This window comes from Streptomyces sp. NPDC051677, from assembly GCF_044453465.1.
Taxonomy (GTDB): Bacteria; Actinomycetota; Actinomycetes; order Streptomycetales; family Streptomycetaceae; genus Streptomyces.
This window is the reverse complement of record NZ_JBITCT010000015.1, coordinates 82,502-105,342: the sequence shown is the minus strand read 5'-3', so window position 1 is coordinate 105,342 and position 22,841 is coordinate 82,502. Positions and strand designations below refer to the sequence as shown.

Sequence of the window (22,841 nt, the reverse complement as noted above, 5' to 3'; positions counted from 1 at the left end):
GTCATCGGGTCGGCCGGACAGGTCCTACGGCGTCCAGCCCGGATCGCGACCGCTCAGCCCGACCGCCCGGTCGAGCAGCGGGGCGTCGCCCGGGACGGGCACGACGGGGCCGAAGACGCCGTCCCCGCGGTCCGACTCCCCGGCGGCCGCCAGCAGGAACTCGTGCGAGGCCCGCAGGGCGGCCTGGTCGGGCGCGTACTCCTGCCCGGTGGCCCGGGCCAGGTCCCATGCATGGATGACGAGTTCGTCGACGGCGACGGCGCCCGCGACCGCGCCGGGCAGGTCCACGCCGCCCGCGCGGGTCATGCCGGTCCAGGCGGCCGGGTCGCGCCAGGCGTCGGCGAGTTCGTCGAGCGCCTTGGGCAGTTCCTCGCGCCAGCCGGGGCCGATGTCCGTCGCGGCGCTGTCCGGCGGGGTGTCGGTCGTGGACCCCAGGTCCTTGCGGGCGGCGTCGCGGAAGGCGCCGGCGAGACCGGTCAGATGCCCGAGCAGGTTGCGGACCGCGGTGCCCGGGCAGGGCGTCGGATCCGCGAGCTGCTCGTCACGGACGCCCGCCGCGAGGCGCGCGATGATCCGGGCCTGCGGTTCGAGGTCAAGAGTCGTCGTGTCGGTCATACGGGGTAGACCGGCCGCCCGCCGAGAACTCATCGGCCGGAGTCAGCCCGGGGTTCGTCCGGGGTCCGCCCGCCGCGCATAGGGCACCTGCCCGATGCGGGGAGGACCTCCTTAGACCCACGATGACCAGGCATGACGAAGAACTGGTCCGTGGTGCGCGTCCTGCGGGACCGCGATGCGGCGATCTGTCTGGCGGCGCTGGTGGTCTCCGGCTTCGGTACGTCGGCGTTGTGGCTGGCGTCCGGGGTGTGGGTCAAGGACCTCACCGGCTCGAACGGGCTTGCGGCGCTCTGTGTGCTCGCGCTGTGGGTTCCCACCCTGGCCGGTCCGCTGCTGGGCACGCTCGCCGACCGCGCCCGTCGCAGACCCTTGCTCGTCGCGCTCAACCTGGGCCCGGCCGCCCTGCTCCTCACCGTCCTCGCGGTCGACTCCCCCGGCCGGCTGTGGCTGCTGTTCGCGGTGCTGGTGCTGTACGGCGCCGCCTCGGTGGTGGCCGACGCGGCCGAGTCCGGGCTCGTCGCAGCCGCCGTCGCCCCGGAGCTGCTCGGCGACTTCAACGGGCTGCGCACGACGGCCGTGGAGGGCATGAAGCTGGTCGCTCCCCTGGCGGGCGCGGGCTTGTACGCGGCGTACGGCGGCCCGAGCGTGGCGCTGCTGGACGCCGCGAGTTTCGTGGGCGCGGCGGCGCTGTACGCGTGCGTGCGGGTGCGTGAGGAACGGCCGCGGCGGGCCACGGGCGGCCTGCGGGCGCGGACCGCCGAGGGCGCGCGCTACCTGTGGGGGCACCCGGCGCTGCGCCCGCTGATCCTGGCCGGCGGTACGACGATGCTGTTCGCGGGTGTCAACGGCGCGCTGGTCTACGCCGTCGTCGAGGGCCTCGGCCGCTCCCCCTCGTACGCGGGCGCGCTGTACGCCGTCCAGGGCGCCGGCTCGGTCGCGGTGGGGCTGCTGTCGGGGCCCGCGCTGCGGCGACTGGGGGAACGCCGGTTCGCCGCGTACGGGATCGGTCTGACGGCGGTGGCGGTCGCCGCGCGGGCCGTCCCCTCGGAGCCGCTCGCCCTGGTGTGCGGCGCGGCCGTCGGGGCGGGGCTGCCCTGTGTGCTGATCGCCGCGCTGACCGCCGTACAGCGGGAGACGCCGGACGCGCTGCTCGGCCGGGTCACCGCCACGGCCGGGACGCTGATGTACGCGCCGAACGCCGTCGGGCTCGCGGCGGGGGCGGCACTGGTCGAACTCGTCGGCCACCGCCCCCTGTTGCTCGCCGTGGGCGGATGCCTGACGGCGACCGCCGCCCCGCTCCTTCAGCGCGCGGCGAGCGCCGAGCGCACCGCTTCCAGGTCGCCGTCCGACGCCAACCCGGCGTGATACAGCCGCAGTTCCGTCGCGCCGAGGTCCCGGGCCCGCGCGGCGTCGGCGGCGAGGGCGCCCGGGCTGCCGCCCATGCCGGAGACGACGCCGAAGTTGGCGGCGACGACCGCGTCCGCGCGGCCCTGTTCGGCGAAGGGCGTCAGCAGGCCGGGCCCGCCCGCGCAGGGCACGACGACGCCGTCCGCGACGGACAGGATGTGCGCGGGGTCGACGCCCGCGTTGGCGCCCACGTGGTACGTGACGGGGTCGGCGTGCAGCAGGACCTGGAAGCCGTCGGGCGCGGCGGCGCGCACCGCCCTGACCGCCGTCTCCTGGAGCGTGCGGGCGGTGTCGTCGCGCCACGCGCGCGTGGCCGCCGCCGTCTCCTCCCCGAGCAGCTTCTCGACGCCCGCCCAGCCCCCGTCGTCGGGCGCCCCCTGCCAGAGCGGCTCCAGCGCCTCCCGTACGGCGGCGGCGAGCGCGTCGGCGTCCAGGCCCTGTGCGCCGTAGCCGGCCCGGCAGGCGGGGCAGAAGCAGAGCGCCATCAGGTACTGGCCGGCGTCCCCGAGGCCGACTCCGCCGGTCTTGTCGTGGGCGTGCAGATGCTGCAGCCCGTACCAGCCGAGGGACTCCAGTTCGGCGCCGCCCGCGCCGGGGCGTACGGCGGCCTCGGCGGCGAGGTCGACGAGGTACGCGCGCGTGGCGGGCTGTGCGATGCAGGGGGCCCACGGGTAGCGGTCGCCGTAGGCGTTGACGACCGAGGTGTCCGGATGGTCGGCGCCCAGGCGGGAGTTGTGCGCGAGGACCACCCAGGTGTGCACGTCGAGCCCGGCCCCCGCGAGTGCCTCGGCGGCCTCCCCGTAGGCGTCGCCCGGGGCCCAGTCGCCGGCCGGGTACGGGCGCAGGGCGCGGCCCTCCCAGCGGGCGTCCGGCGGATACAGCACGGCGGCGTGCTCGGCGGTGACGATGCGGTGGCGCGGGTGGCGGGGGGTGAGCGCGCGGGTGGAGTGGTAGGCGGCGGCGAGGGTCACCTGCTCCACGCCGAGCGCGGCGATACGGGCCGGGGCCGCGGGATCACCGATGACGTCCCAGGGGTAGACGAATGTCGACGCCTTCACTACTTGTCCTCCTCCAGCAGCGCGTGGCCGCGTTCTATCACCTGGGCGAGTCGCTTGACATGATCCTCGCTCGGTTCGTGCAGCGGCGGGCGGACTTCCCCGACGTCGAGCCCGCGCAGCCGGACGCCGGCCTTGACGAGGGAGACGGCGTACCCGCGGCCCTGGGCGCGCAGTTCGACGAACGGCCGGTAGAAGCCGTCGAGGAGGCGGTGGGCGGTGGTGTCGTCGCCGGCGGCGAGGGCCCGGTGGAAGGCGAGGGCGATCTCGGGGGCGAAGCAGAACACGGCCGAGGAGTACAGGGTGACGCCGAGGGCCCGGTAGGCGAGCTGGGTCTGTTCGGCGGTCGGCAGGCCGTTGAAGTAGAGGAAGTCGCCGGGGACCTCGGTGCGGACGGCGCTGACGATCCGCTGCATCAGGTCGAGATCGCCGAGGCCGTCCTTGAGGCCGATGATCCCCTCGGTGCGGGCGAGTCCGACGACGGTCTCCGGGGTGAAGACGGCGTTGTCGCGCTGGTAGACGATCACGGGGAGCCGGGTCGCCGCCGTCACCTCCCGGTAGTGGCGCAGCAGGCCCTCCTGGGCGGCGACGACGAGGTAGGGCGGCAGGGCGAGCAGGCCGTCCGCTCCGGCCGCCTCCGCCAGCCGGGCGTAGCGCACGGCGAGGGCGGTTCCGTAGCCGGCGCCGGCGATCACCGGCACCCGCCCGTCGGTCTCCTCGACGGCCGCCCGGACGCACCGCTCGAACTCCTCCGGCGTGAGCGCGTGGAACTCGCCGGTGCCGCAGCAGGCGAAGACGGCCGCGGCGCCGGCGTCCACTCCGCGGCGGACATGGGCGCGGTAGACGTCGAGGTCGAGGGAGCCGTCGGGGCCGTAGGCGGTGACGGGGAAGAACAGCGGTCCGCTGGGGACGCGGAGGCGGGCGGCGAGCGGGGCTGACGTCACAGGCTCTCCCGAGTCCATATTCTTGAGCGGCGTCCATATTCCTGAACAAGCTCACGCTAAGGTGCCCGATCGAGCCCGGTCAAGCCGACCAACCCCCGAGACACCAGCAGTTTTGCCAGGCCTGTAGGACACTTGACGGGCGCCGCCGCATCTCCTTAGCGTGTCCACGAATGTGAACTATGCCCATGCATGCGTCCGTCGCTGCGAACAGTCCCGCGACCGATCCAAGGAGACCCGAGGATGCCCGCTCCGCGCACCGTCCTGCTCACCGGCGCCGCAGGCGGCCTCGGCACCCTGATGCGGGACCTGCTGCCGGCCTACGGCTACGAACTGCGCCTGTTCGACCTGCGCCCGATCGACGGCGAGCCGGACGCGATCGTCGCGGACCTGGCCGACCGGGAGGCGGTCCGGGAGGCCGTGCGGGGCGTCGACGCGATCCTCCACCTCGCCGGCATCTCCCTGGAAGCCCCCTTCGAGAAGATCCTCAAGGCGAACATCGAGGGCACCTACCACCTGTACGAGGCCGCCCGCGAAGAGGGCGTCGGCCGGATCGTCTTCGCCTCGTCCAACCACGCGGTCGGCTTCACCCCCCGCCCCCAGGGCGACGACCCCCTCATCCCGGTCGACACCCCGCACCGCCCGGACACCTTCTACGGCCTGTCCAAGTCCTTCGGCGAGGACCTCGCCCAGCTCTACTGGGACAAGCACGGTCTGGAGAGCGTGTCGGTGCGCATCGGCTCCTGCTTCGCCGAGCCGACCGGCGTGCGGATGCTGTCGGTGTGGATGAGCCCCGCCGACGGCGCCCGCCTCTTCCACGCGGCCCTGACCGCCGAGAACGTCGGCCACACGATCGCGTACGGCTCCTCCGCGAACACCCGGCTGTGGTGGGACCTGAGCTCCGCGCGGGCGCTCGGCTACGAGCCGCAGGACGACTCGGAGCCGTACGCCGAGAAACTGATCGCCGAGCAGGGCGAGCTGGACCCGGAGAACATCGCCCACGCCCATCTGGGCGGCCACTTCGTCAGCGACCCGCCGATCTGGCCGTACTGACCGCACTGGCCGCACTGGCCGCACTGGCCGAGAAGCACACCTCGCGGGAGGCGGGCGGGCGCCGAACGGGCCCGCCCGCCGCCGTATCCGGGCACGCGCGCTGCCCGAACCCACCCGTCCCCCGGCTGCGCCGCAGGTCCGAGGCGGGCGGCCGGGACGGGAAACGGGCCGACACGGGCAGTGACGGGCCTGCAACAGGCCTGGTCAGTGCCGCGCACCCGCTGTAGAACTTCCCCCATGGGCCACACCGGGCCCGAACGGGCAGAACGGCGGGAGAGCGAGGTGACGGCATGACCCCGAGGACGGCGGAGGAGCGCCAGCGCGAGATCGTGCGCACCGCGCGGGCCACCGGCTCGGTCGACGTCGCCGCGCTCGCCGCCGAGCTGGGCGTGGCCAGGGAGACCGTACGGCGGGATCTGCGCGCCCTGGAGGACCACGGGCTGGTGCGCCGTACGCACGGCGGCGCCTATCCCGTGGAGAGCGCCGGCTTCGAGACCACGCTGGCCTTCCGCGCCACCAGCCACGTACCCGAGAAGCGCCGGATCGCCGCCGCGGCGGCCGGGCTGGTCCAGGACGCGGAGACCGTCTTCGTCGACGAGGGCTTCACCCCGCAGCTCATCGCCGAGGCGCTGCCCAGGGACCGGCCGCTGACCGTGGTCACCGCGTCCCTGCCGGTCGCGGGCGCGCTCGCCGGGAGGGAGAACACGTCCGTGCTGCTGCTCGGCGGCCGGGTCCGCTCCGGCACGCTGGCCACGGTCGACCACTGGACGACGAAGATGCTGGCCGGCTTCGTCGTCGACCTCGCCTATCTCGGCGCCAACGGCATCTCCCGCGAGCACGGTCTGACCACCCCGGACCCGGCCGTGGGCGAGGTCAAGGCACAGGCCGTGCGGGCCGCGCGGCGCGTGGTCTTCGCGGGCGTCCACACCAAGTTCGGCGCGGTCAGCTTCTGCCGGTTCGCCGAGGTGAGCGTGCTGGAGACGATCGTGACGAGCACCCTTCTCCCGACGGCCGAGGCCCACCGCTACGCACTGCTGGGGCCCCAGGTCATCCGGGTTTGAAATTCCGACTCACCCCTACCCGACCCGGTTCGTGAAGCCAACTCACCCACCCCTAGGGCACCTCCATGCCTCATCACGCCCTAGATCTCCCCTTACGTCCAGGAGTGATCCATGCGAACCCAGAGCCGACGGAGGCCGCGAGCCACGCTCGCCGCGGTCGCCGCAGGGACGCTGCTCGCCCCGCTGCTCTCCGGCTGCTGGGCCGGAGCCGGCGGGGCGGGTTCCGGCGGCGACTCCATCAACGTCCTCATGGTCAACAACCCGCAGATGACGGAGCTGCAGAAGCTCACCGCCGACCACTTCACCAAGGAGACCGGCATCAAGGTCAGCTTCACCGTCCTGCCGGAGAACGACGTCCGCGACAAGATCAGCCAGGACTTCGCCAACCAGGCGGGCCAGTACGACGTGGCGACCCTGTCGAACTACGAGATACCGATCTACGCCCGCAACGGCTGGCTGCAGGCCATGGACGCCTACGTCGCGAAGGACCCCGGCTACGACGAGCAGGACGTCCTGAAGCCGATGCGCGACTCCCTCACCGCGGACGACGGCAAGCTCTACGGCCAGCCCTTCTACGGCGAGTCGTCCTTCCTGGTGTACCGCAAGGACGTGTTCGCGGCGAAGGGCCTGACGATGCCCGCGCACCCCACCTGGCAGCAGGTCGCCGACCTCGCGGCGAAGGCGGACGGCGCGGAACCCGGCATGAAGGGCATCTGTCTGCGCGGACTGCCCGGCTGGGGCGAGGTGATGGCGCCGCTGACGACCGTCGTGAACACCTTCGGCGGCACCTGGTTCGACAAGGACTGGAAGGCACGGCTGGAATTCACCGGAGTTTCGAGAAGGCGACGAAACTCTGCACCGGTTTGGTGCACGACGCACGTTGAGCCCGGCGTGCCCGTTCTGGCCCCGCCGGGTTCCTCAACTGCATGACCTCGTCAGGGCAAGGTCGCCATTTGGCATCCTCCCCGGCCGGAGCCGAAGGATTCCAACCCTCTCAGGCTGAGGTTCACGGGCGCTCGACCACTGCTGTGATGTCACCCCTCCGGCGTACCCCGCCGCGACTCGCCCAGCATATATGCCAGATAGGCCTTCTGGGGCCTGTTGCCCACAAGCAGGCAACTGATCGGCGAGCAGCTCGGCTGGTCGAACGTGCCGGCCGGCAAGCGGGCGTCGACGTACACGAACGCCGCCTACGTGAACGAGGCCGCCGCCTTCCAGGAGATGACGAAACAGGCCATCGAGGCGGCGAAGCCCAACGACCCCGGAGTGCAGCCGCGGCCCGCGCCCGGCATCCAGTTCGTCGGCATCCCCGAGTTCACCGACCTCGGCACCAAGGTCTCCCAGGAGATCAGCGCGGCCATCGCCGGACGCCAGTCCGTCGAGTCGGCCCTGAAGAAGTCCCAGAAGATCGCCGAGCGGATCTCCGAGGAGTACGAGGGACGATGACCGCGACGACGACGGCCCCGCCGGCCACCGCACCCGTACGCCCCCTGCGGCAGCCCTCCGCCCGGCTGCGCGCCTGGGCGACCCGGGCCCCGCTGCTGCCCACCCTGGTCTTCATGATCGTGGTCACCCAGCTCCCCTTCGTGGCCACGCTGGTGATCTCCTTCTTCGACTGGAACGCCCTCTACCCCAAGGCCCGCCGCTTCACCGGCCTCGACAACTACCACCAGGTCCTCACCGACGCCGACCTGCGCCACTCGGTGTGGACGACCGTGCTGCTGACGGCGGCCGTGGTGCTGGTCAGCCTGGTGCTCGGGCTGGCGCTGGCGCTGCTCCTGGACCGCCGGTTCCGCGGCCGGGGCGTGGTCCGCACGCTGCTGATCGCGCCCTTCCTGGTGGTCCCGGTGGCCGCGGCCCTGCTCTGGAAGCACGTCCTCTACAACCCCGAATACGGCCTGTTCAACGGGTTGTTGCACTACGTGGGCGGTCCGCAGCCCGACTGGATCTCCGACACCCCGCTGCTCGCCGTCGAGGCCTCTCTCGTCTGGCAGTGGACGCCGTTCATGATGCTGATCCTGCTGGCCGGACTGCAGAGCCGGGACCAGCAGCAGATCGAGGCGGCGCGGGTGGACGGCGCGAGCGACTGGCAGATCTTCCGCCACCTCACCCTGCCCCACCTGCGCCGGTATCTGGAGCTGGGCGCCCTGCTCGGCTCGATCTACATCGTGCAGAACTTCGACGCCGTCTTCACCATCACCTCCGGCGGCCTGGGCACCGCCAACCTGCCCTACACCGTCTACCAGAGCTTCTACCAGGCCCACGAGAACGGCCTCGCCTCGGCCGCGGGCGTCCTGGTGGTCATCGGCTCGATCGTCATCGCGACCTTCGCCCTGCGGGTCGTGTCGTCCCTGTTCCGCGAGGAGGCGTCCCGCTCATGAACGTCGTACGCCGAGGCGGCCTCGGGCTGTTGGCCTGGGCAGCCGGGATCGTGTTCTTCCTGCCCGTCGCCTGGATGGCCCTGACGTCCTTCCACTCCGAACAGGACGCGGCGACCAACCCGCCGTCCTTCACCGCGTCGCTCACCCTCGACGGCTACCGCGAGTTCTTCGGCACGGGCGGCGGCGCGAGCCCCTGGCCGGCGCTGGCCAACTCGACGGTGGCGTCCCTCGCATCGACCGTCCTCGTCCTGCTCCTCGCCCTCCCGGCGGCCTACGCGCTGTCGATCCGTCCGGTGAAGAAGTGGACGGACGTCCTGTTCTTCTTCCTGTCGACGAAGATGCTGCCGGTGGTGGCGGGCCTGCTGCCGATCTACCTGTTCGCGAAGAACGCGGGCCTGCTGGACAACATCTGGCTGCTGGTCGTCCTGTACACCTCCATGAACCTGCCGATCGCGGTGTGGATGATGCAGTCGTTCCTGTCCGAGGTCCCCGTGGCGATCATCGAGGCCGCGCGGGTGGACGGGGCCCGGCTGCCGACGATCCTCGCGCGCGTGGTCGCCCCGATCGCGCTCCCGGGCATCGCGGCGACGGCCCTGATCTGCTTCATCTTCAGCTGGAACGAACTGCTGTTCGCGCGGGTGCTCACGGGCGTGGTCGCGGAGACCGCCCCCGTCTTCCTCACCGGCTTCATCACCAGCCAGGGGCTGTTCCTGGCGAAGGTGTGAGCCGCGTCGCTCGTCATCTCCCTGCCGGTGCTCGCCGCGGGGTTCGCCGCCCAGGACAAACTGGTCCAGGGCCTGTCCTTGGGAGCCGTGAAATGAAGGCCGCCGTCATCGAGTCCGTGGGCCGCGCCGTCGTCACCGAGGTCCCCGACCCGGCGCCCGGGCCGCGCGAGGTGGTCGTGGAGGTCGCCGCCTGCGGTCTGTGCGGCACCGATCTGCACATCCTGGGGGGCGAGTTCGCGCCCGAGCTGCCGATCGTGCCGGGGCACGAGTTCGCGGGCGAGGTGGTCGGGACGGGCGCCCAGGTCACGGAGGTCTCCGTCGGCGACCGGGTGGCGGTCGACCCGTCCCTCTACTGCCACGAGTGCCGCTACTGCCGTACCGGCCACAACAACCTCTGCGAACGGTGGGCCGCGATCGGCGTCACCACGGCCGGCGGCGCGGCGCAGTACGCGGTGGCGCCGGTGGCGAACTGCGTACGGCTGCCCGAGCACGTGCGCACGCAGGACGCGGCGCTGGTGGAGCCGCTGTCGTGCGCGGTGCGCGGCTACGACGTGCTCCGCGCGCGGCTGGGCGCGCACGTGCTGATCTACGGCTCCGGGACGATGGGGCTGATGATGCTGGAGCTGGCCAAGCGCACGGGCGCGGCCAGCGTGGACGTGGTGGACGTGAACCCCGCGCGCCTGGAGACGGCCCGGCGCCTCGGCGTCTCCGGGGCGGCGGCGAGCCCCGACGAGCTGGAGCGTCCGCAGGGCTGGGACCTGGTCGTGGACGCGACGGGCAACGCGGCGGCGATCCAGGACGGCCTGGACCGGGTGGCGAAGGCGGGGACGTTCCTGCAGTTCGGCGTCGCCGACTACGCGACCCGGGTCACGATCGACCCGTACCGGATCTACAACCAGGAGATCACCGTCACGGGGTCCATGGCGGTCCTGCACAGCTTCGAGCGGGCGGCCGAGCTGTTCGCGAACGGGGTGCTGGACCCGGAGGTCTTCATCAGCGACCGGATCCCGCTGGAGCGCTACCCGCAGGCGCTGGAGCAGTTCGCGGCGGGGGTCGGGCGCAAGATCGTGGTGGTGCCCTGACCAGGCGTTCTCCGGTTCCCTCACCCGCGCAGCGGCTTCGGGCGCGGGTAAGGGAACGGCAAAGTGGTCTCAGTCGTTCATGGGGCATGACAGCTATGACCCCCGGCTCGAACATCCCTCTCTCCGTCGCCCGCGTGACGGTGGACGTCGCCGCCCCGGTGCGACTCGACGTTTCGGGCCTGCTGCTCACCGCAGACGGCAAGGTGCGCTCGGACGACGACTTCATCTTCTACAACCAGCCCCACGGCCCGGGCGTGACGTACCGCTCCGGCGGGGGCACGGCGCCCGACGCGATCATCGTCGACACGGCCGCGCTCCCGCCCGGCATCGAGAAGATCGTCGTCACCGCGAGCCCGGACGCCACGGGCCAGACGTTCCAGGGCGTCGAGCCGACGGCGACGATCCGCAGCGCGGACGACGGCCACGTGCTGGCCACCTTCACGCCCCCGCAGCTCGGCAGCGAGACGGCGCTGGTGGTCGTGGAGATCTATCTGCGAGGCGGCGCCTGGAAGGCCCGCGCGGTCGGCCAGGGGTACGCCAACGGTCTGGCCGGCATCGCCACCGACTTCGGTGTGACGGTGGAGGAGCCGGCGCCGGCCGCCGCCCCGGCCCAGCCGGTCGCCCCGCCCCCGCCGCCGATGCAGGCCCCGGTCGCGCCGCCGGCCCCGCCCATGGATCCGCGGCTCACCGCCCCCGCACCGCCGGCCGCTCCCCCGGCGCCGCCCGCCGCGGCCCCGGGCACCGGGAAGATCAACCTCGACAAGGGCCGCGTCAGCCTGCAGAAGAACCAGACCGTGTCCCTCGTCAAGGGCGGCCGCCCGCTGCTCTCGCAGGTCAAGATGGGTCTCGGCTGGGAGCCCGCGTTCCGCGGCAAGGACATCGACCTGGACGCCTCGGTCATCGCCTACGGCCCCCAGCGCAACCACATCGACAGCTGCTACTTCGGCAAGCTCTCCATCGTCAACGGCGCGATCAAGCACTCCGGCGACAACCTCACCGGGGAGGGCGGCGGAGACGACGAGGTGATCGTCGTCGACCTCGGCCGCCTCCCGCAGGAGGTGTCCGGTCTGGTCTTCACGGTGAACTCCTTCTCCGGCCAGAAGTTCACGGAGGTCGCCAAGGCCTACTGCCGGCTGCTGGACGCCGCGACCGGCGAGGAGCTCGTCCGCTTCGACCTCACCGCCGCCGAACCGCAGACGGGCGTGCTGATGGCCAAGCTGATCCGGCAGTTCTCCGGCGAGTGGGAGATGACGGCCATGGGCGACTTCGTCAAGGCCCGCACGGTACGGAACATGGTGAAGCCGGGCGCCCAGGCGCTGTAGGACCCGGCCGGGGGCGCCCGCCGACACGGGGGCGCCCGCCGCCGTCACCGCGCGGGTCGCAGCCCCTCGGTCAGCAGCGACACATACCGGCGGATGGCGCCGCTGTCCCCCTTCGCCAGCTCCGACGCCGTCGCCACCCCGTGCGCGAGGCGCAGTACGTCGATCGGCTCGACGTCCGCCCGCAGCGTCCCCTCCCGCTGGGCCGCCTCCACCAGCCGGGCCGCCGCGTCCTTCATATGCGTGCCGCAGGCGGTGACCGCGGTCGCGCTGCCGTCCGTGACGGTGGAGCCCAGCAGGGCCTTCATGCCGCGGACCTGGATCGTGCCGACGCACAGCTCGTTGAGCCACGCCACCAGCGCCTCGCCCGGCGGGAGTTCCCCGGCGAGTTCGTCGGCCCGCACGGCGAGCGCCTCGATCCGGTCGAGGTAGGCCGCCTCCAGCAGCGCCTGACGGGTCGGGAAGTGCCGGTACAGCGTGCCGGATCCGACGCCCGCCCGCTTGGCGATGTCGTCGAGGGAGGCGCCCTCCCCATGCTCGGCGAAGGCCTCCGCCGCCACCTTCAGCAAGCGCTCGTAGTTGCGGCGAGCGTCCGCGCGCATGGGTCGTCCTCGCGTCATCCAGTTACTCCTTGCGGGCAGCACGCCCCGGACCGGCCGTGCTGCCCGCATGCTCCACCACATCCCGCGGGGACACCAGACGGGGAGTGCCCGTGCCCGCCCGCACGGCACGGCACGGCACGGCGCGGCGCGGCGCGGCCCGGCGCGGCGCGGCCCGGCGCGGCGCGGCGCGGTGGGGTGCGGCCCGGTGCGGCGCGGTGCGGCGCGGTGCGGCGCGGCGCGGTGCGGCGCGGCGCGGCGCGGTGCGGCGCGGCGCGGCGCGGCGCGGCCCGGCGCGGCGCGGCCCGGCGCGGCCCGGCGCGGCGCGGCCCGGCCCGGCCCGGCCCGGCGCGGCGCGGCCCGGTGCGGCCCGGTGCGGTGGGGTGCGGCGCGGTGCGGTGCGGTGCGGGACATCGCTCGCGGACGGTCAGAACAGCGCGCTGTAGGCGTTGAGCGCGGGCTGGCCGCCCAGGTGCGCGTACAGCACCGTGGAGTCGGCGGCGATCTCACCGCGTGCGACCAGGTCGACGAGCCCGGCCATCGACTTCCCCTCGTAGACGGGGTCGGTGATTATGCCCTCCGTGCGCGCGGCGAGTCGCATCGCCTCCAGCGTGGTCTCGTCCGGGACGCCGTAGACGCCCGCGTGGTAACGCTCGTCGAGTTCGACGTCCTCGATCGTCAACTCCCGCTCGACCCCTATCAGTTGCCCGGTGCTCTGCGCGATGCGGGCGATCTGCTCGCGGGTCCGGGCAGGCTCGGCCGAGGCGTCGATCCCGAGAACGCGCCGGGGGCGCCCGCCCGCCTGCTCCAGCGCGGCGAACCCGGCGACCATGCCGGCCTGCGTCGACCCGGTCACCGAACACACGACGACGGTGTCGAAGAAGACGCCCGTCTCCCGCTCCTGCTCGGCGACCTCGTACGCCCAGCCGGCGAAGCCGAGCCCGCCGAGCGGATGGTCGGACGCCCCGGCCGGGATGGCGTACGGCTTGCCGCCCGACTCCTCGACCTCCCGGAGCGCCTGTTCCCAGCTCTCCTTGAAGCCGATCCCGAACCCGGCCCGCACGAGTCGCACATCGGCGCCGGCGAGGCGGCTGATCAGGATGTTGCCGACCTTGTCGTACACGGAGTCGGGCCACTCCACCCAGCTCTCCTGCACCAGCACGCACTTCAGTCCGGCGCGGGCGGCGCAGGCGGCGACCTGGCGGGTGTGGTTGGACTGCACCCCGCCGATCGACACGAGGGTGTCGCAGCCCTGCGCGAGCGCGTCGGCGATCAGGTACTCCAGCTTGCGGGTCTTGTTCCCGCCGTACGCGATGCCGGAGTTGCAGTCCTCACGCTTGGCCCAGAGGGCGGCCCCGCCGAGGTGAGCGGTGAGCCGTTCCAGGGGGTGGACGGGCGACGGGCCGAAGAGCAGCGGGTAGCGGCCGTAGGAGGAAAGGGACTTCGGGGCCATGGAGCCTCCTTGGCTCAGTCGGTGTCGGCCAGGTCGGCCAGGGTCCGCCAGATCTCGGCCGTGACGCGGACCGCCTCGTCCACGTCGCCGGCCGCGCAGGCCTCGATCAGCTGTCCGTGCAGCCCTGCCGAACGGCAGGCGCCGCCCTCCCCGAAGCGCCGTCGCTCCAGTCGCCGGATGAGCGGGGTGTAGCGGGCGATCGTGGCGGCGGCCGCGCGGTTGGCGGCGGCGCGGACGAGGATGTCGTGCAGTTCGTCGTCGGCGCGCAGGGCGGCGTCCACGTTCCCGGTGCGCACGGCGGCGGCGAACCGCTCGTTGGCCGCGCGCATCCCCTCGACGTCCGCCGCGAACAGCCGGCGCACCGCGACCCGGGCGACCAGCTCGTGCATGGCGCCGACGACGGCCGCCGCGTCGCGTACGTCGGAGGCGACGACAGGGGTGACGCGCGTGTAGCTCTGCGGCTTGCTCTCCAGCAGCCCCTCGTCGACCAGCCGCGCGAACGCCTCCCGCACCGGGGCCCTGGACAGCCCCAGCCGCTCGGCGAGATCGGCGTCGCGCACCACCGCGCCGGGGGCGATGTCCCCGGCGACGATGGCGTCCCGGATCGCCGCGTAGGCGCGGTCCCTGAGCAGAGTGCGGGGCACGGCTTCCATGGACTGAAATGTTAGATATCAGTTCGGGCGCACACAAGGGGAGCAGCACCGCAGGGCCCGTCGCCCACCGGCTCTCCGGCTCTCCGGCTCTCCGGCTCTCCGGCTCTCCGGCTCTCCGGCTCTCCGGCTCTCCGGCTCTCCGGCTCTCCGGCTCTCCGGCTCTCCGGCCGCAGACGCAACACTGCTCTCAGCCGTTCCCTGGGTCACGTCGGCGTCCTGGGGGGTGGAACGAGCTCGGGTCCTGACGACCCTGGCCGCCGTGACCGCGGTGTCGGCTCTGCTCGTGGTCCTGGCCTTCGCACAGTCTGCACTCGCCCCGCAGGCCGCCCGCGGACGCGCGTTGAGATCCTCCGCCCCGTGACGGCCGGCGGGCCGGCCGGCGAAGCCCCGGTGCCGGAAGCGGAGACGGAAGCGGAGACGGAAGCGGAGACGGGAGCGGGGGCCGGCCGCTCGGCCGCCCCCCGCGTCCGCAACCCGTGCCCCGCCGTCGCCCTGTCCCCTCGGGATGACGGCCGGCCACCGGTTCAGGGGCGGCGCCCGGCCCCCCGCCAAGCCGCGCGGCTCGGTCGGCTCCCGTCGGCGCTCAGGCCGCCCACGGCCACTTCGTGTCCCGGGCGGCCTCCAGCAGGGGGACCATCCGGAACGCCGCGTCCGAGAGGCCGCCGAAGGTGTGCCGGTTCGCCGTCCCCGACGGGCCGTGGCCCACGCGGTACCCGGCCAGGTTCCAGGTGTAGACCGGCACGTTCGCCGGGACCTGCCCGGTCGGGTCGCCGTGGTGGCTGAAGGCGTACTGCTCGTCGGTGACGATCAGCACCCGGTCCTGCCCGCGGTAGTGCGCCCGGACCGCGCTGGTGGTGTCGGTGCCGCCCAGGTCGCCGAAGCGGCCGAGGATCTTGAGCACCGACTCGCCCTTGCCGAACGTGAGGCGCCGGCTCGTGGTCCCGAACTCGACGAGATCCGCCTGCGCCGCCCGCAGCGCGAGCGCCGTGCCGAAGATCGCCGCCGCGTCGGCCCGGTTGAGCTCGGAGCGGTCGGACAGCCGGGAGTAGAACATCGAGCCCGAACGGTCGACCAGCACCAGCGTGCGGCCCGGCAGCGCGGGCACGTGGGCCAGCGAGTGGCCGAGCGCCTGCTCCAGCGGGTACGACCAGCGCAGCGAGGGCGCGTGCTGATACGCGGCGAGGTACCGGAAGGGGAACTGCCGCGAGCGCACGACCTCGGCCGGGTCGCTGATCCGCGCGGCGACCTGGGCCGCCACCTCGTCCGAGACGCCGGCCTCGTCGAAGTTGCGCAGGTTGCGCCCCAGCGCCATGGCGCTCATGGACGGGATCACGGCCTCCCAGGCCGCCTTGTCCATCGGCCCCTGCAGCCAGCCCGCCAGCGCCTCCCACGTCATCCCGGCCGCCGCGAGCCGCTCGGCGCCGCCCTTTGACGTCACCACCGCACGCCGGTCCTCGACGGGCAGCGCCATCAGCTCACGGTGCGCGGTCAGGACCCGGCTCGAGGCAGGCGGCACGGCGGTGTCCGGGTGGTGCCGGCGGTCCAGGGCGTACTGGAACAGCTTGCCCTGCCACGGCTTGTCCGGGTCCGGGGCCGCGTGCACCAGGTTGAGGATGTCGCCGAAACGGTAGCCCTTGGACGCGGTGTCGTACTTCAGCAGCGACTTGCCGCTGTAGAGCCGCCGTACGGCGTCGGCGATGCCCCGCTTGACGGGCTTGGGGACATTGCGGCCGTGGACGGCCGTCCAGTACGCGAGCAGCTCACCGGGCTCGTCGGGCCGCTGGAGCACGGAGGCCACGACCTGCCGGTTGGACGGGCCGTCGACGGCGCCCGCGTCGAGGCGTGCCTTCACGTACTCGGCGGCGCCCACGATGGAGGCGGTACGGAGGTTGCCCTCGCCGCGCAGCCAGCCGAGCAGACCGGCCGTCCAGGACGGGTCGCTCACGGCGAGCTCGCGCACGAGGTTCGTGAAGCGGTCGTCGCGGTCGGCGCCGGTCTCGTAGAAGGTCTGCTGCGACACGAAGTGGGAGACCGCCAGCAGGAAGAGCTCGGAGCGCGCTTCGCGCTCACGGCCGCGGCCGCCCTCGAAGGTATGCAGCACCCGGCCCGTCGACGTGACGCGCGAGGTGGGCTGCGCCTTGGCGGCACGGGTGTTGAATCGAGCCATGGTGAATTCCCCCCGAATTCAATGGAGTTTCGGAGAGAGGCACGGCAAAAGGTGGATGCCCGAGATCAGAAGTCGGCGACGGACTTAGCCAGATGCTCTACCCAATTGAGCTACACCGACCCGAAGTCGATGACGGGACTCGAACCCGCAACCGTCCGATCCAATGAAGTAACCGTTGCCTGCGCACCGGGCATCCACCCCGTGCTGCGCCTCCCGAGATCAAGTCGGCGGCGGCGTGAATTTCTGTTGCAAAGAAGTAGCCGCTGCCTTCGCACCGGGAGGTGCGCTTTCGTGATCTCACTGTAGGAGGCACAGCTCGGAAGGAGCCAGCGAATTACGTTCAGCCGCGCTTCTGGCGCTTCCAGGGGCCGGTAATCGCCAGCATGATGCCCGGGGTCTGGATGTTGGCGTACAGGGTGTGGCCGTCGGGGGAGAAGGTGACGCCCGTGAACTCGCTGTACTCCGGGCTCTCCGCGGTGCCGATGTTGAGTTCGTTGCGGGCGATGGGGTAGGTGCGGCCGCTGTCGGTGGCGCCGAACAGGTGCTGGATCCCCTCGCCGTCCTCGGCGATGACGAGACCGCCGTACGGGGAGACGGTGATGTTGTCGGGGCCGTCGAAGGCGCCGTCGACGGACGGGTCGGGGTTCACGCCGAGCAGGACCTTCAGGGTCAGCGTGCGACGCTTGGGGTCGTAGAACCAGACGGCGCCGTCGTGCTGCACGGGGCTCTCGGCACGGGCGTACGAGGAGACGATGTAGGTGCCGCCGTCGCCCCACCACATGCCCTCCAGCTTGCGGGCGCGGGTGACCTGGCCGTCGGTGAACTGCTTGCGGACGGGCGTCGTCTTCGCGTCGCGGTCGGGGACGGTGACCCAGTCGACGCCGTACACCGTGCCGATCTTCGTGGCGCGGGAGAGGTCGTCGATGAACTTGCCGCCGGAGTCGAAGCACTTGAAGGCCTCGAGGACGCCGGCGTCGTCGGCGAGGGTGCGCAGCTTGCCGCGGCCGTGGTGGAAGCCGGCCGGCGGGGTCCAGCGGTAGAGCAGGCCGTTGGGGCCGGAGGCGTCCTCGGTGAGGTAGGCGTGGCCGCGCTTGGGGTCGATGACGACGGCTTCGTGGGCGTACCGGCCCAGCGCCTTGATCGGCTTCGGGTCGCGGTTGGCGCGGCGGTCCTCGGGGTCGACCTCGAAGACGTAGCCGTGGTCCTTGGTCATGCCGTTCTGGCCGGCCTTGTCCTCGGTCTCCTCGCAGGTGAGCCAGGTGTCCCAAGGGGTGCTGCCGCCCGCGCAGTTGGTGGAGGTGCCGGCGATGCCGACCCACTCGGCGACGTGGCCGCCGGGGCGCACCTCGACGACCGTGCAGCCGCCGGAGGCGGCCGGGTCGTAGACGAGGCTCTCGGTGAGCGGGACCGGGTACTTCCAGCCGGCCCGCGGGCCCTTGAGCTCGTGGTTGTTGACGAGGAGGGTCGCGCCGCGCGGGCCGCAGAAGGCGGCGGTGCCGTCGTGGTTGGACGGGGTGATCTCGCCCGACTCCAGCGTGGTCCTGCCGCTGTAGGTGATGACGCGGTACTTGAACCCGGCGGGCAGCGCGAGGAGGCCGTCGGGGTCGGGGAGCAGAGGTCCGTAGCCGACCCCGCGGTGTCCGGCCGCTGACTCCTGCGCCGTGTCCGCCGTGTCCGCCGCGGAGTCGACGTCCGAGGACGCGAGGGCGTTCGGCGCGGTGGCGAGGGCGCTGACGCTGCCCGCCAGCGCGACCCCGGCACCGGTGACCGCGGATTTTCTGGCGAAGTCCCTGCGGGTGAGCGACATGGTGTGTCTCCTGAGACTCGAAAAGTGCCGTGGAGGGTGGCGGACCTCGGTTCGGCGCCACCGTCCCGCCCATGCCTGAACGGGAGTTGAACGGCGAGCGACGTCGAGGGACCCGGTTCCATGAACCCGTACGGATCACACCACGGGAGCCCAAAGGAAGCACCCGGAAAGAGTCAGCCGCCCTGCTGGGAACGTGCCTTGAACGCCGCCTTGCGTGCTTCTTTCGCGATGCGCTTGTCCGGATGCAGGCGTCCCATCGCCTCCAGGACCTCCGGGGTCGCCGGGTGGTCGACGCGCCAGGCCGCGGCGAAGAAGCCGCTGTGCTGCTGGGCCAGCCCCTCGACGAGGGCCTGGAGTTCGTCGGAGTTGCCCTCTGCGGCGAGCTGCGCGGCGAGGGTGTCGATGGTGAGCCAGAAGACCAGGTCCTCGGACGGCGCGGGGACGTCCGTCGCGCCGAGTTCGCTCAGCCAGACACGGGCGAGGCCGCCGAGTTCGGCGTCGTCGAGGACCTCGCGCACGGCGGGCTCGGCGTGGGCGCCGACGAGGGAGAGGGCCTGCTGGCAGCGCAGCCGGCGCAGCGGGGCGCCGGGGTCCGCGCCGCGGGCGGCGGCCAGCAACTCCCGTGCGGCGGCGAGGGGTTCGCGGCGGGCGAGCCACTGCTCGGTCTCGGCGAGGGCGGCGCGCGAGCCGTAGCCGGCGCTGCCGTCGAGGAGGGCGTCGGCGCCCTTGTCGGCGAGGTCGCCGACGGCCGGGGCCTCGAAGCCGGCCTCCAGCAGCCGGGCCCGCAGCCCGTACAGGCCGAGCGGGGTGAGGCGGACCAGGCCGTAGCGGGTGACGTCGGTCTCGTCGACCGGGGCGGCGGGCTCGTCCGCGTCCATGTCCTCCAGCAGGGCGTCGTCGACGGGCTGGTAGGCGACCAGGCCGATCGGCTCCAGCAGCCGGAACTGGTCGTCGAGCCGCATCATCGCGTCGGAGACCTGCTCCAGGACGTCGTTGGTGGGTTCGTTCATGTCGCCGGGGATGAGCATCGAGGCGGCGAGCGCGGGGAGCGGGACGGGGGCGTCGCCGGGGCCGTCCTCGGTGGCGGTCAGCAGGTAGAGGTTGCCGAGCACGCCGTCGAGGAACTCGGCCTCGGCCTCGGGGTCCCAGTCCAGCTGGGAGAAGTCGACCGCGCCGCCCTCGTCCATGACGTCGATCAGCGCGTCGAGGTCGGGCACGGCCGCGTCGGCGATCACGGACTCCAGGGCGCCGAGCCAGACGGCGAGGACGTCGTGCGGGGCGCCGCCGGTGAGCAGGGCCAGGTCCTCGCCGGTCGTGACGGTGTCGGCCTGCTCGTCGACGACCTCCACGAGCCCGCTGTCCATGGCGACCCGCCAGGCCTCGCTCGCGTCGGCGGCGGCGTCGTCCCCGGTCAGTCCGAGCGCCTCCGCGGCGGCCGGCAGCTGTTCCTCGACGAGCTGGCCGCCCGCGTCGACCCGGGTGTCGGGGCCGGCCCAGCGGGCGAGCAGGGCGGCCCGGGAGAGCAACGGCGTGGACAGGGCGTCGCGCGCCAGCTCCGCTTCGGTGTGCAGCCGCACCGGCGGCAGGGGGGAGCTGTCTGACATCGGCTGGTTCTCCTCGGGCGCGTCGTGCCACCGGCCCGCTGGGGGCACTGGGCCACTCAGCCTAGACGGATATGGACCCATGCCGCCCGGTTCATCTCCCCGTCGGCCTGCGTACATGGCTGAAACCTTGACAACTGGCCTGACCAGGCAGGAGATTGACGCGCGTAGAAATCCACTGGACACCTGTGCACTGGATTTCTACGCGCGTCGCGCTCCGCCCCACCGGTCGCGACCCCTCGTTTCTCCTCGTTCCGGCGCTCACGTACGTCCCCGGAGGGATTCCGTTGCCGAGCAAGAAGTCCGCGCGTCTCGCCGCGCTCACCGTCGCCGCCGTCTGTTCCGCGGCCTCCACCGTCGCCCTCGCCCTGCCCGCGCAGGCGGACACGGTGGCCATTCACGACATCCAGGGCACGACCCGGATATCGCCGTACGCCGGCAAGGCGGTCACGGGTGTGGCCGGAATCGTCACCGGCGTACGCACCTACGGCTCGTCCAGAGGGTTCTGGATCCAGGATCCGAACCCGGACGCCGACCCGGCCACCAGTGAGGGCGTGTTCGTCTTCACCGGCTCCACCCCGAAGGTCGCCGTCGGCGACTCCGTCACGGTCACCGGCACGGTCTCGGAGTTCGTCCCGGGCGGCGCCTCGACCGGCAACCAGTCGATCACCGAGATCACCAAGCCGACGGTGACGGTCCTCTCCAGCGGCAACGCCGTTCCGGCCGCGACCGTCGTAAACGCGAAGTCGGTGCCGGCCGCGTACGCCCCGGCCGGCGACACCGCCGCGAGCAACTCGATCAACGGCCTGACCCTGCGGCCCACCACGTACGCCCTGGACTACTACGAGTCCCTGGAGGGCATGAACGTCCAGGTCGCCGACGCGCGCGTGGTCACCGCCACCGACCCCTTCACCGAGCTGTGGGTCACGGTGAAGCCGCGGGAGAACACCACCCGCCGCGGGGGCACGCTGTACGGCTCCTACAGCTCGCAGAACACCGGCAGGCTGCAGGTCCAGTCGCTGGGCGCGACGGCCGACTTCCCCGTCGCGAACGTCGGCGACACCCTCACCGGCGTCACGGCCGGCCCGCTGGACTACAACCAGTTCGGCGGCTACACGGTCGTCGCCAACCAGCTCGGCACGCTGAAGAGCGGCGGTCTGCAGCGGGAGACGACGCAGAAGCAGAGGAGGGGCGAGCTCGCGGTCGCGACGTACAACGTCGAGAACCTCGACCCGTCCGACACCACGTTCGCGGCGCACGCGTCCGCGATCGTGAACAACCTGAAGTCGCCCGACATCGTGTCCCTGGAGGAGATCCAGGACAACACCGGCGCGAAGGACGACGGCACGGTCGCCGCCGACGTGACGGTGAACAAGCTGATCGACGCGATCGCGGCGGCCGGCGGCCCGACGTACGCCTGGCGCTCGATCGACCCGGCCAACGACACCGACGGCGGCGAGCCGGGCGGCAACATCCGTCAGGTGTTCCTGTTCAACCCGGAGCGGGTCGCCTTCACCGACCGCGCCGGCGGCGACGCGACCACCGCCGTCGGCGTCACGAAGGTGCACGGCAAGGCGCAGCTGACGGCCTCCCCGGGCCGGATCGACCCCGCGAACGACGCCTGGAAGTCCAGCCGCAAGCCGCTGGCCGGTGAGTTCGTCTTCCGTGGGAGGACGGTCTTCGTGATCGCCAACCACCTCAACTCCAAGGGCGGCGACCAGGGTCTGACCTCGCAGTTCCAGCCGGTGGTGCGCAGCTCGGAGACCCAGCGCCACGCGCAGGCGACGCTGGTCAACGCGTTCGTCAAGAGCATCCTCGACGTCCAGAAGAACGCGGACGTCATCGCGCTCGGCGACATGAACGACTTCGAGTTCTCCGACACCGCGAAGATCCTCGAAGGCGACGGCGAGCTGTGGTCGGCGATCAAGTCGCTGCCCAAGAGCGAGCGTTACACCTACGACTACCAGGGCAACCAGCAGGTCCTGGACCAGATCCTGGTGAGCCCCTCGATCCGGCGCGGCTGCGACCTCGCGTACGACAGCGTGCACATCAACTCGGAGTTCCACGACCAGATCAGCGACCACGACCCGCAGGTGCTGCGCTTCGAGCCGTGACCACCGCGGTCCACAGCTCGGTCAGGGCTGGTCGAACACGCCGTTCAGCCAGCCCTGCCAGGCGGCTTCGCACTCCTTGACGTCGGCGCCCGGTGTGAAGTCGTGCAGCGAGACGCCGACCGGGTGGCCCCAGTGGTTGCGCCCGAAGACGCGGGTGAGTCCCCGGTCCGTGCGCAGCCCGATGAAGTACGGGTCGCGGAAGTCGACCACGGCGTCGAACTCGTCGGGTCCGCGGACCGTCACCCGGGCGCCCGCCGCCATGTCCTCCCCGACGCCGAGCGCCCGTCCGACCGCGGCGAGGGCGTCGGGGGCCTTCGAGGCCTCGGGCCCGTCGAAGGCAGCGAAGGCGGCGGGCCGGGGCGCGAAGTGCACCAGGTACTCCCGCAGGGTGTGCAGATAGAAGTCGGTGTGCTTGGCGGCGCCGTCGTACTGGTTGTCCCAGTCGTCGACGAAGATGCCGCTGTGCACGTACCGCACCCAGGCGCGCCGGCCCTCGTCCCGCGGCTCGATGGTGTAGTCGAGCTGGTTGAGGGTCTGCTCGGCGATGCCGTCGACGTCCTCGACGCGGTTGGTGTAGCGGTGCGGCGGGTCCCAGGCGGTGACCTTGGACCCGAAGGGCCCGGCGCCGCCGACCCGCGGCTCGGGCGGCTCCATCGGCCACAGATACCCTCCGGTCCCCGTGGTGATCGCCGCCCACACCTCCTCGGGCGTGGCGTCGACCTCAAACTCGCGGGCGATCTCGAACTCCTTGGACGTTTCCTTGGAGGTTTCCTTGGACGTTTCCTTGGACGTTTCCTTGGTCATGGCG

18 protein-coding genes and 2 pseudogenes are annotated in these 22,841 nt (G+C 72.4%); 10 read left to right on the top strand and 10 right to left on the bottom strand.

Annotated features, from left to right (window positions below):
• Positions 1-24: 24 nt before the first annotated feature.
• The gene (locus tag ACIBAF_RS19710) at positions 25-615 is read right to left on the bottom strand and encodes a TIGR03086 family metal-binding protein (RefSeq protein ID WP_399464483.1); all 591 of its coding nucleotides are present in this window, start codon (positions 613-615) and stop codon (positions 25-27) included.
• A gap of 132 nt (positions 616-747) precedes the next feature.
• Here ACIBAF_RS19710 and ACIBAF_RS19705 point away from each other — a divergent pair, with 132 nt between their 5' ends.
• Positions 748-1,980 carry an MFS transporter gene (locus ACIBAF_RS19705; protein ID WP_399464482.1) on the top strand — a complete coding sequence of 411 codons (1,233 nt, stop codon included), beginning with the start codon at positions 748-750 and terminating at the stop codon, positions 1,978-1,980.
• Here the strand turns inward: ACIBAF_RS19705 and ACIBAF_RS19700 are convergent.
• Together ACIBAF_RS19700 and ACIBAF_RS19695 are read right to left on the bottom strand one after the other, a co-directional pair.
• The gene (locus ACIBAF_RS19700; RefSeq protein WP_399464481.1) at positions 1,917-3,080 is read right to left on the bottom strand and encodes a hypothetical protein; all 1,164 of its coding nucleotides are present in this window, start codon (positions 3,078-3,080) and stop codon (positions 1,917-1,919) included. The two genes, ACIBAF_RS19705 and ACIBAF_RS19700, sit on opposite strands and share 64 nt — an antisense overlap.
• Positions 3,080-4,039, bottom strand: a complete 960-nt coding sequence (locus ACIBAF_RS19695; RefSeq protein ID WP_399464480.1) for a 5-dehydro-4-deoxyglucarate dehydratase — start codon at positions 4,037-4,039, stop codon at positions 3,080-3,082. The genes ACIBAF_RS19700 and ACIBAF_RS19695 overlap by 1 nt, the downstream gene beginning before the upstream one ends.
• Positions 4,040-4,261: 222 nt before the next feature.
• Between ACIBAF_RS19695 and ACIBAF_RS19690 the strand changes: the two genes are divergently transcribed.
• The 7 genes and pseudogenes from ACIBAF_RS19690 to ACIBAF_RS19660 all read left to right on the top strand — a co-directional run bounded on the left by ACIBAF_RS19690 (position 4,262) and on the right by ACIBAF_RS19660 (position 11,642).
• Positions 4,262-5,071, top strand: coding sequence for an NAD-dependent epimerase/dehydratase family protein (locus ACIBAF_RS19690; RefSeq protein ID WP_399464479.1), 810 nt, complete (start codon positions 4,262-4,264; stop codon positions 5,069-5,071).
• Between the two features lie 290 nt (positions 5,072-5,361).
• On the top strand, positions 5,362-6,132 hold the full coding sequence (locus tag ACIBAF_RS19685) for a DeoR/GlpR family DNA-binding transcription regulator (RefSeq protein ID WP_399464478.1): 771 nt from the start codon (positions 5,362-5,364) through the stop codon (positions 6,130-6,132).
• A 111-nt stretch (positions 6,133-6,243) separates the two neighbouring features.
• Positions 6,244-7,578 (top strand): annotated as a pseudogene (locus ACIBAF_RS19680) (extracellular solute-binding protein).
• Complete coding sequence (locus tag ACIBAF_RS19675) at positions 7,575-8,513, top strand: carbohydrate ABC transporter permease (RefSeq protein ID WP_399464477.1); 939 nt, start codon at positions 7,575-7,577, stop codon at positions 8,511-8,513. The pseudogene ACIBAF_RS19680 and the gene ACIBAF_RS19675 overlap by 4 nt, the downstream one beginning before the upstream one ends.
• Positions 8,510-9,334: pseudogene (locus tag ACIBAF_RS19670) on the top strand (carbohydrate ABC transporter permease). Before ACIBAF_RS19675 ends, ACIBAF_RS19670 begins: the two are co-directional and overlap by 4 nt.
• A complete protein-coding gene (locus ACIBAF_RS19665; protein ID WP_399464476.1) occupies positions 9,331-10,320 on the top strand; it encodes a zinc-dependent alcohol dehydrogenase family protein in 990 nt (329 codons plus the stop codon). The pseudogene ACIBAF_RS19670 and the gene ACIBAF_RS19665 overlap by 4 nt, the downstream one beginning before the upstream one ends.
• A gap of 95 nt (positions 10,321-10,415) precedes the next feature.
• Complete coding sequence (locus tag ACIBAF_RS19660) at positions 10,416-11,642, top strand: TerD family protein (protein WP_399464589.1); 1,227 nt, start codon at positions 10,416-10,418, stop codon at positions 11,640-11,642.
• 44 nt (positions 11,643-11,686) lie between these two features.
• On the opposite strand, the gene ACIBAF_RS19655 is transcribed toward ACIBAF_RS19660, so the two are convergent.
• Positions 11,687-12,259, bottom strand: coding sequence for a TetR/AcrR family transcriptional regulator (locus ACIBAF_RS19655; RefSeq protein ID WP_399464475.1), 573 nt, complete (start codon positions 12,257-12,259; stop codon positions 11,687-11,689).
• Positions 12,260-12,345: 86 nt separating this feature from the next.
• On the opposite strand from ACIBAF_RS19655, the gene ACIBAF_RS19650 reads away from it, so the two are divergent.
• On the top strand, positions 12,346-12,684 hold the full coding sequence (locus ACIBAF_RS19650) for a hypothetical protein (protein WP_399464474.1): 339 nt from the start codon (positions 12,346-12,348) through the stop codon (positions 12,682-12,684).
• Here ACIBAF_RS19650 and ACIBAF_RS19645 read toward each other — a convergent pair.
• From ACIBAF_RS19645 to ACIBAF_RS19625, 5 genes are all read right to left on the bottom strand, one after another.
• On the bottom strand, positions 12,666-13,691 hold the full coding sequence (locus ACIBAF_RS19645; protein ID WP_399464473.1) for a 1-aminocyclopropane-1-carboxylate deaminase: 1,026 nt from the start codon (positions 13,689-13,691) through the stop codon (positions 12,666-12,668). The two genes, ACIBAF_RS19650 and ACIBAF_RS19645, sit on opposite strands and share 19 nt — an antisense overlap.
• Positions 13,692-13,705: 14 nt before the next feature.
• Complete coding sequence (locus ACIBAF_RS19640; RefSeq protein WP_399464472.1) at positions 13,706-14,344, bottom strand: GntR family transcriptional regulator; 639 nt, start codon at positions 14,342-14,344, stop codon at positions 13,706-13,708.
• Positions 14,345-14,927: 583 nt separating this feature from the next.
• Positions 14,928-16,511 (bottom strand): TROVE domain-containing protein, encoded by a 1,584-nt coding sequence (locus ACIBAF_RS19635; protein WP_399464471.1) that lies wholly within the window; start codon positions 16,509-16,511, stop codon positions 14,928-14,930.
• Between the two features lie 340 nt (positions 16,512-16,851).
• Positions 16,852-18,318 carry an alkaline phosphatase PhoX gene (locus ACIBAF_RS19630; RefSeq protein ID WP_399464470.1) on the bottom strand — a complete coding sequence of 489 codons (1,467 nt, stop codon included), beginning with the start codon at positions 18,316-18,318 and terminating at the stop codon, positions 16,852-16,854.
• Positions 18,319-18,491: 173 nt separating this feature from the next.
• Positions 18,492-19,922 carry a hypothetical protein gene (locus ACIBAF_RS19625; RefSeq protein WP_399464469.1) on the bottom strand — a complete coding sequence of 477 codons (1,431 nt, stop codon included), beginning with the start codon at positions 19,920-19,922 and terminating at the stop codon, positions 18,492-18,494.
• Between the two features lie 284 nt (positions 19,923-20,206).
• Here ACIBAF_RS19625 and ACIBAF_RS19620 point away from each other — a divergent pair, with 284 nt between their 5' ends.
• Positions 20,207-22,033 carry an endonuclease/exonuclease/phosphatase family protein gene (locus ACIBAF_RS19620; RefSeq protein ID WP_399464468.1) on the top strand — a complete coding sequence of 609 codons (1,827 nt, stop codon included), beginning with the start codon at positions 20,207-20,209 and terminating at the stop codon, positions 22,031-22,033.
• 21 nt (positions 22,034-22,054) lie between these two features.
• Here ACIBAF_RS19620 and ACIBAF_RS19615 read toward each other — a convergent pair whose 3' ends face one another.
• On the bottom strand, positions 22,055-22,837 hold the full coding sequence (locus ACIBAF_RS19615) for an SRPBCC domain-containing protein (protein ID WP_399464467.1): 783 nt from the start codon (positions 22,835-22,837) through the stop codon (positions 22,055-22,057).
• Positions 22,838-22,841 lie beyond the last annotated feature (4 nt).

Bases quoted from the DNA above. Each gene is read 5' to 3' on its own strand.
- ACIBAF_RS19710 (WP_399464483.1), bottom strand. From the start codon at position 615: ATGACCGACACGACGACTCTTGACCTCGAACCGCAGGCCCGGATCATC.
- ACIBAF_RS19705 (WP_399464482.1), top strand. From the start codon at position 748: ATGACGAAGAACTGGTCCGTGGTGCGCGTCCTGCGGGACCGCGATGCG.
- ACIBAF_RS19695 (WP_399464480.1), bottom strand. From the start codon at position 4,039: ATGGACTCGGGAGAGCCTGTGACGTCAGCCCCGCTCGCCGCCCGCCTC.
- ACIBAF_RS19690 (WP_399464479.1), top strand. From the start codon at position 4,262: ATGCCCGCTCCGCGCACCGTCCTGCTCACCGGCGCCGCAGGCGGCCTC.
- ACIBAF_RS19685 (WP_399464478.1), top strand. From the start codon at position 5,362: ATGACCCCGAGGACGGCGGAGGAGCGCCAGCGCGAGATCGTGCGCACC.
- ACIBAF_RS19675 (WP_399464477.1), top strand. From the start codon at position 7,575: ATGACCGCGACGACGACGGCCCCGCCGGCCACCGCACCCGTACGCCCC.
- ACIBAF_RS19665 (WP_399464476.1), top strand. From the start codon at position 9,331: ATGAAGGCCGCCGTCATCGAGTCCGTGGGCCGCGCCGTCGTCACCGAG.
- ACIBAF_RS19660 (WP_399464589.1), top strand. From the start codon at position 10,416: ATGACCCCCGGCTCGAACATCCCTCTCTCCGTCGCCCGCGTGACGGTG.
- ACIBAF_RS19655 (WP_399464475.1), bottom strand. From the start codon at position 12,259: ATGACGCGAGGACGACCCATGCGCGCGGACGCTCGCCGCAACTACGAG.
- ACIBAF_RS19645 (WP_399464473.1), bottom strand. From the start codon at position 13,691: ATGGCCCCGAAGTCCCTTTCCTCCTACGGCCGCTACCCGCTGCTCTTC.
- ACIBAF_RS19640 (WP_399464472.1), bottom strand. From the start codon at position 14,344: ATGGAAGCCGTGCCCCGCACTCTGCTCAGGGACCGCGCCTACGCGGCG.
- ACIBAF_RS19635 (WP_399464471.1), bottom strand. From the start codon at position 16,511: ATGGCTCGATTCAACACCCGTGCCGCCAAGGCGCAGCCCACCTCGCGC.
- ACIBAF_RS19630 (WP_399464470.1), bottom strand. From the start codon at position 18,318: ATGTCGCTCACCCGCAGGGACTTCGCCAGAAAATCCGCGGTCACCGGT.
- ACIBAF_RS19625 (WP_399464469.1), bottom strand. From the start codon at position 19,922: ATGTCAGACAGCTCCCCCCTGCCGCCGGTGCGGCTGCACACCGAAGCG.
- ACIBAF_RS19615 (WP_399464467.1), bottom strand. From the start codon at position 22,837: ATGACCAAGGAAACGTCCAAGGAAACGTCCAAGGAAACCTCCAAGGAA.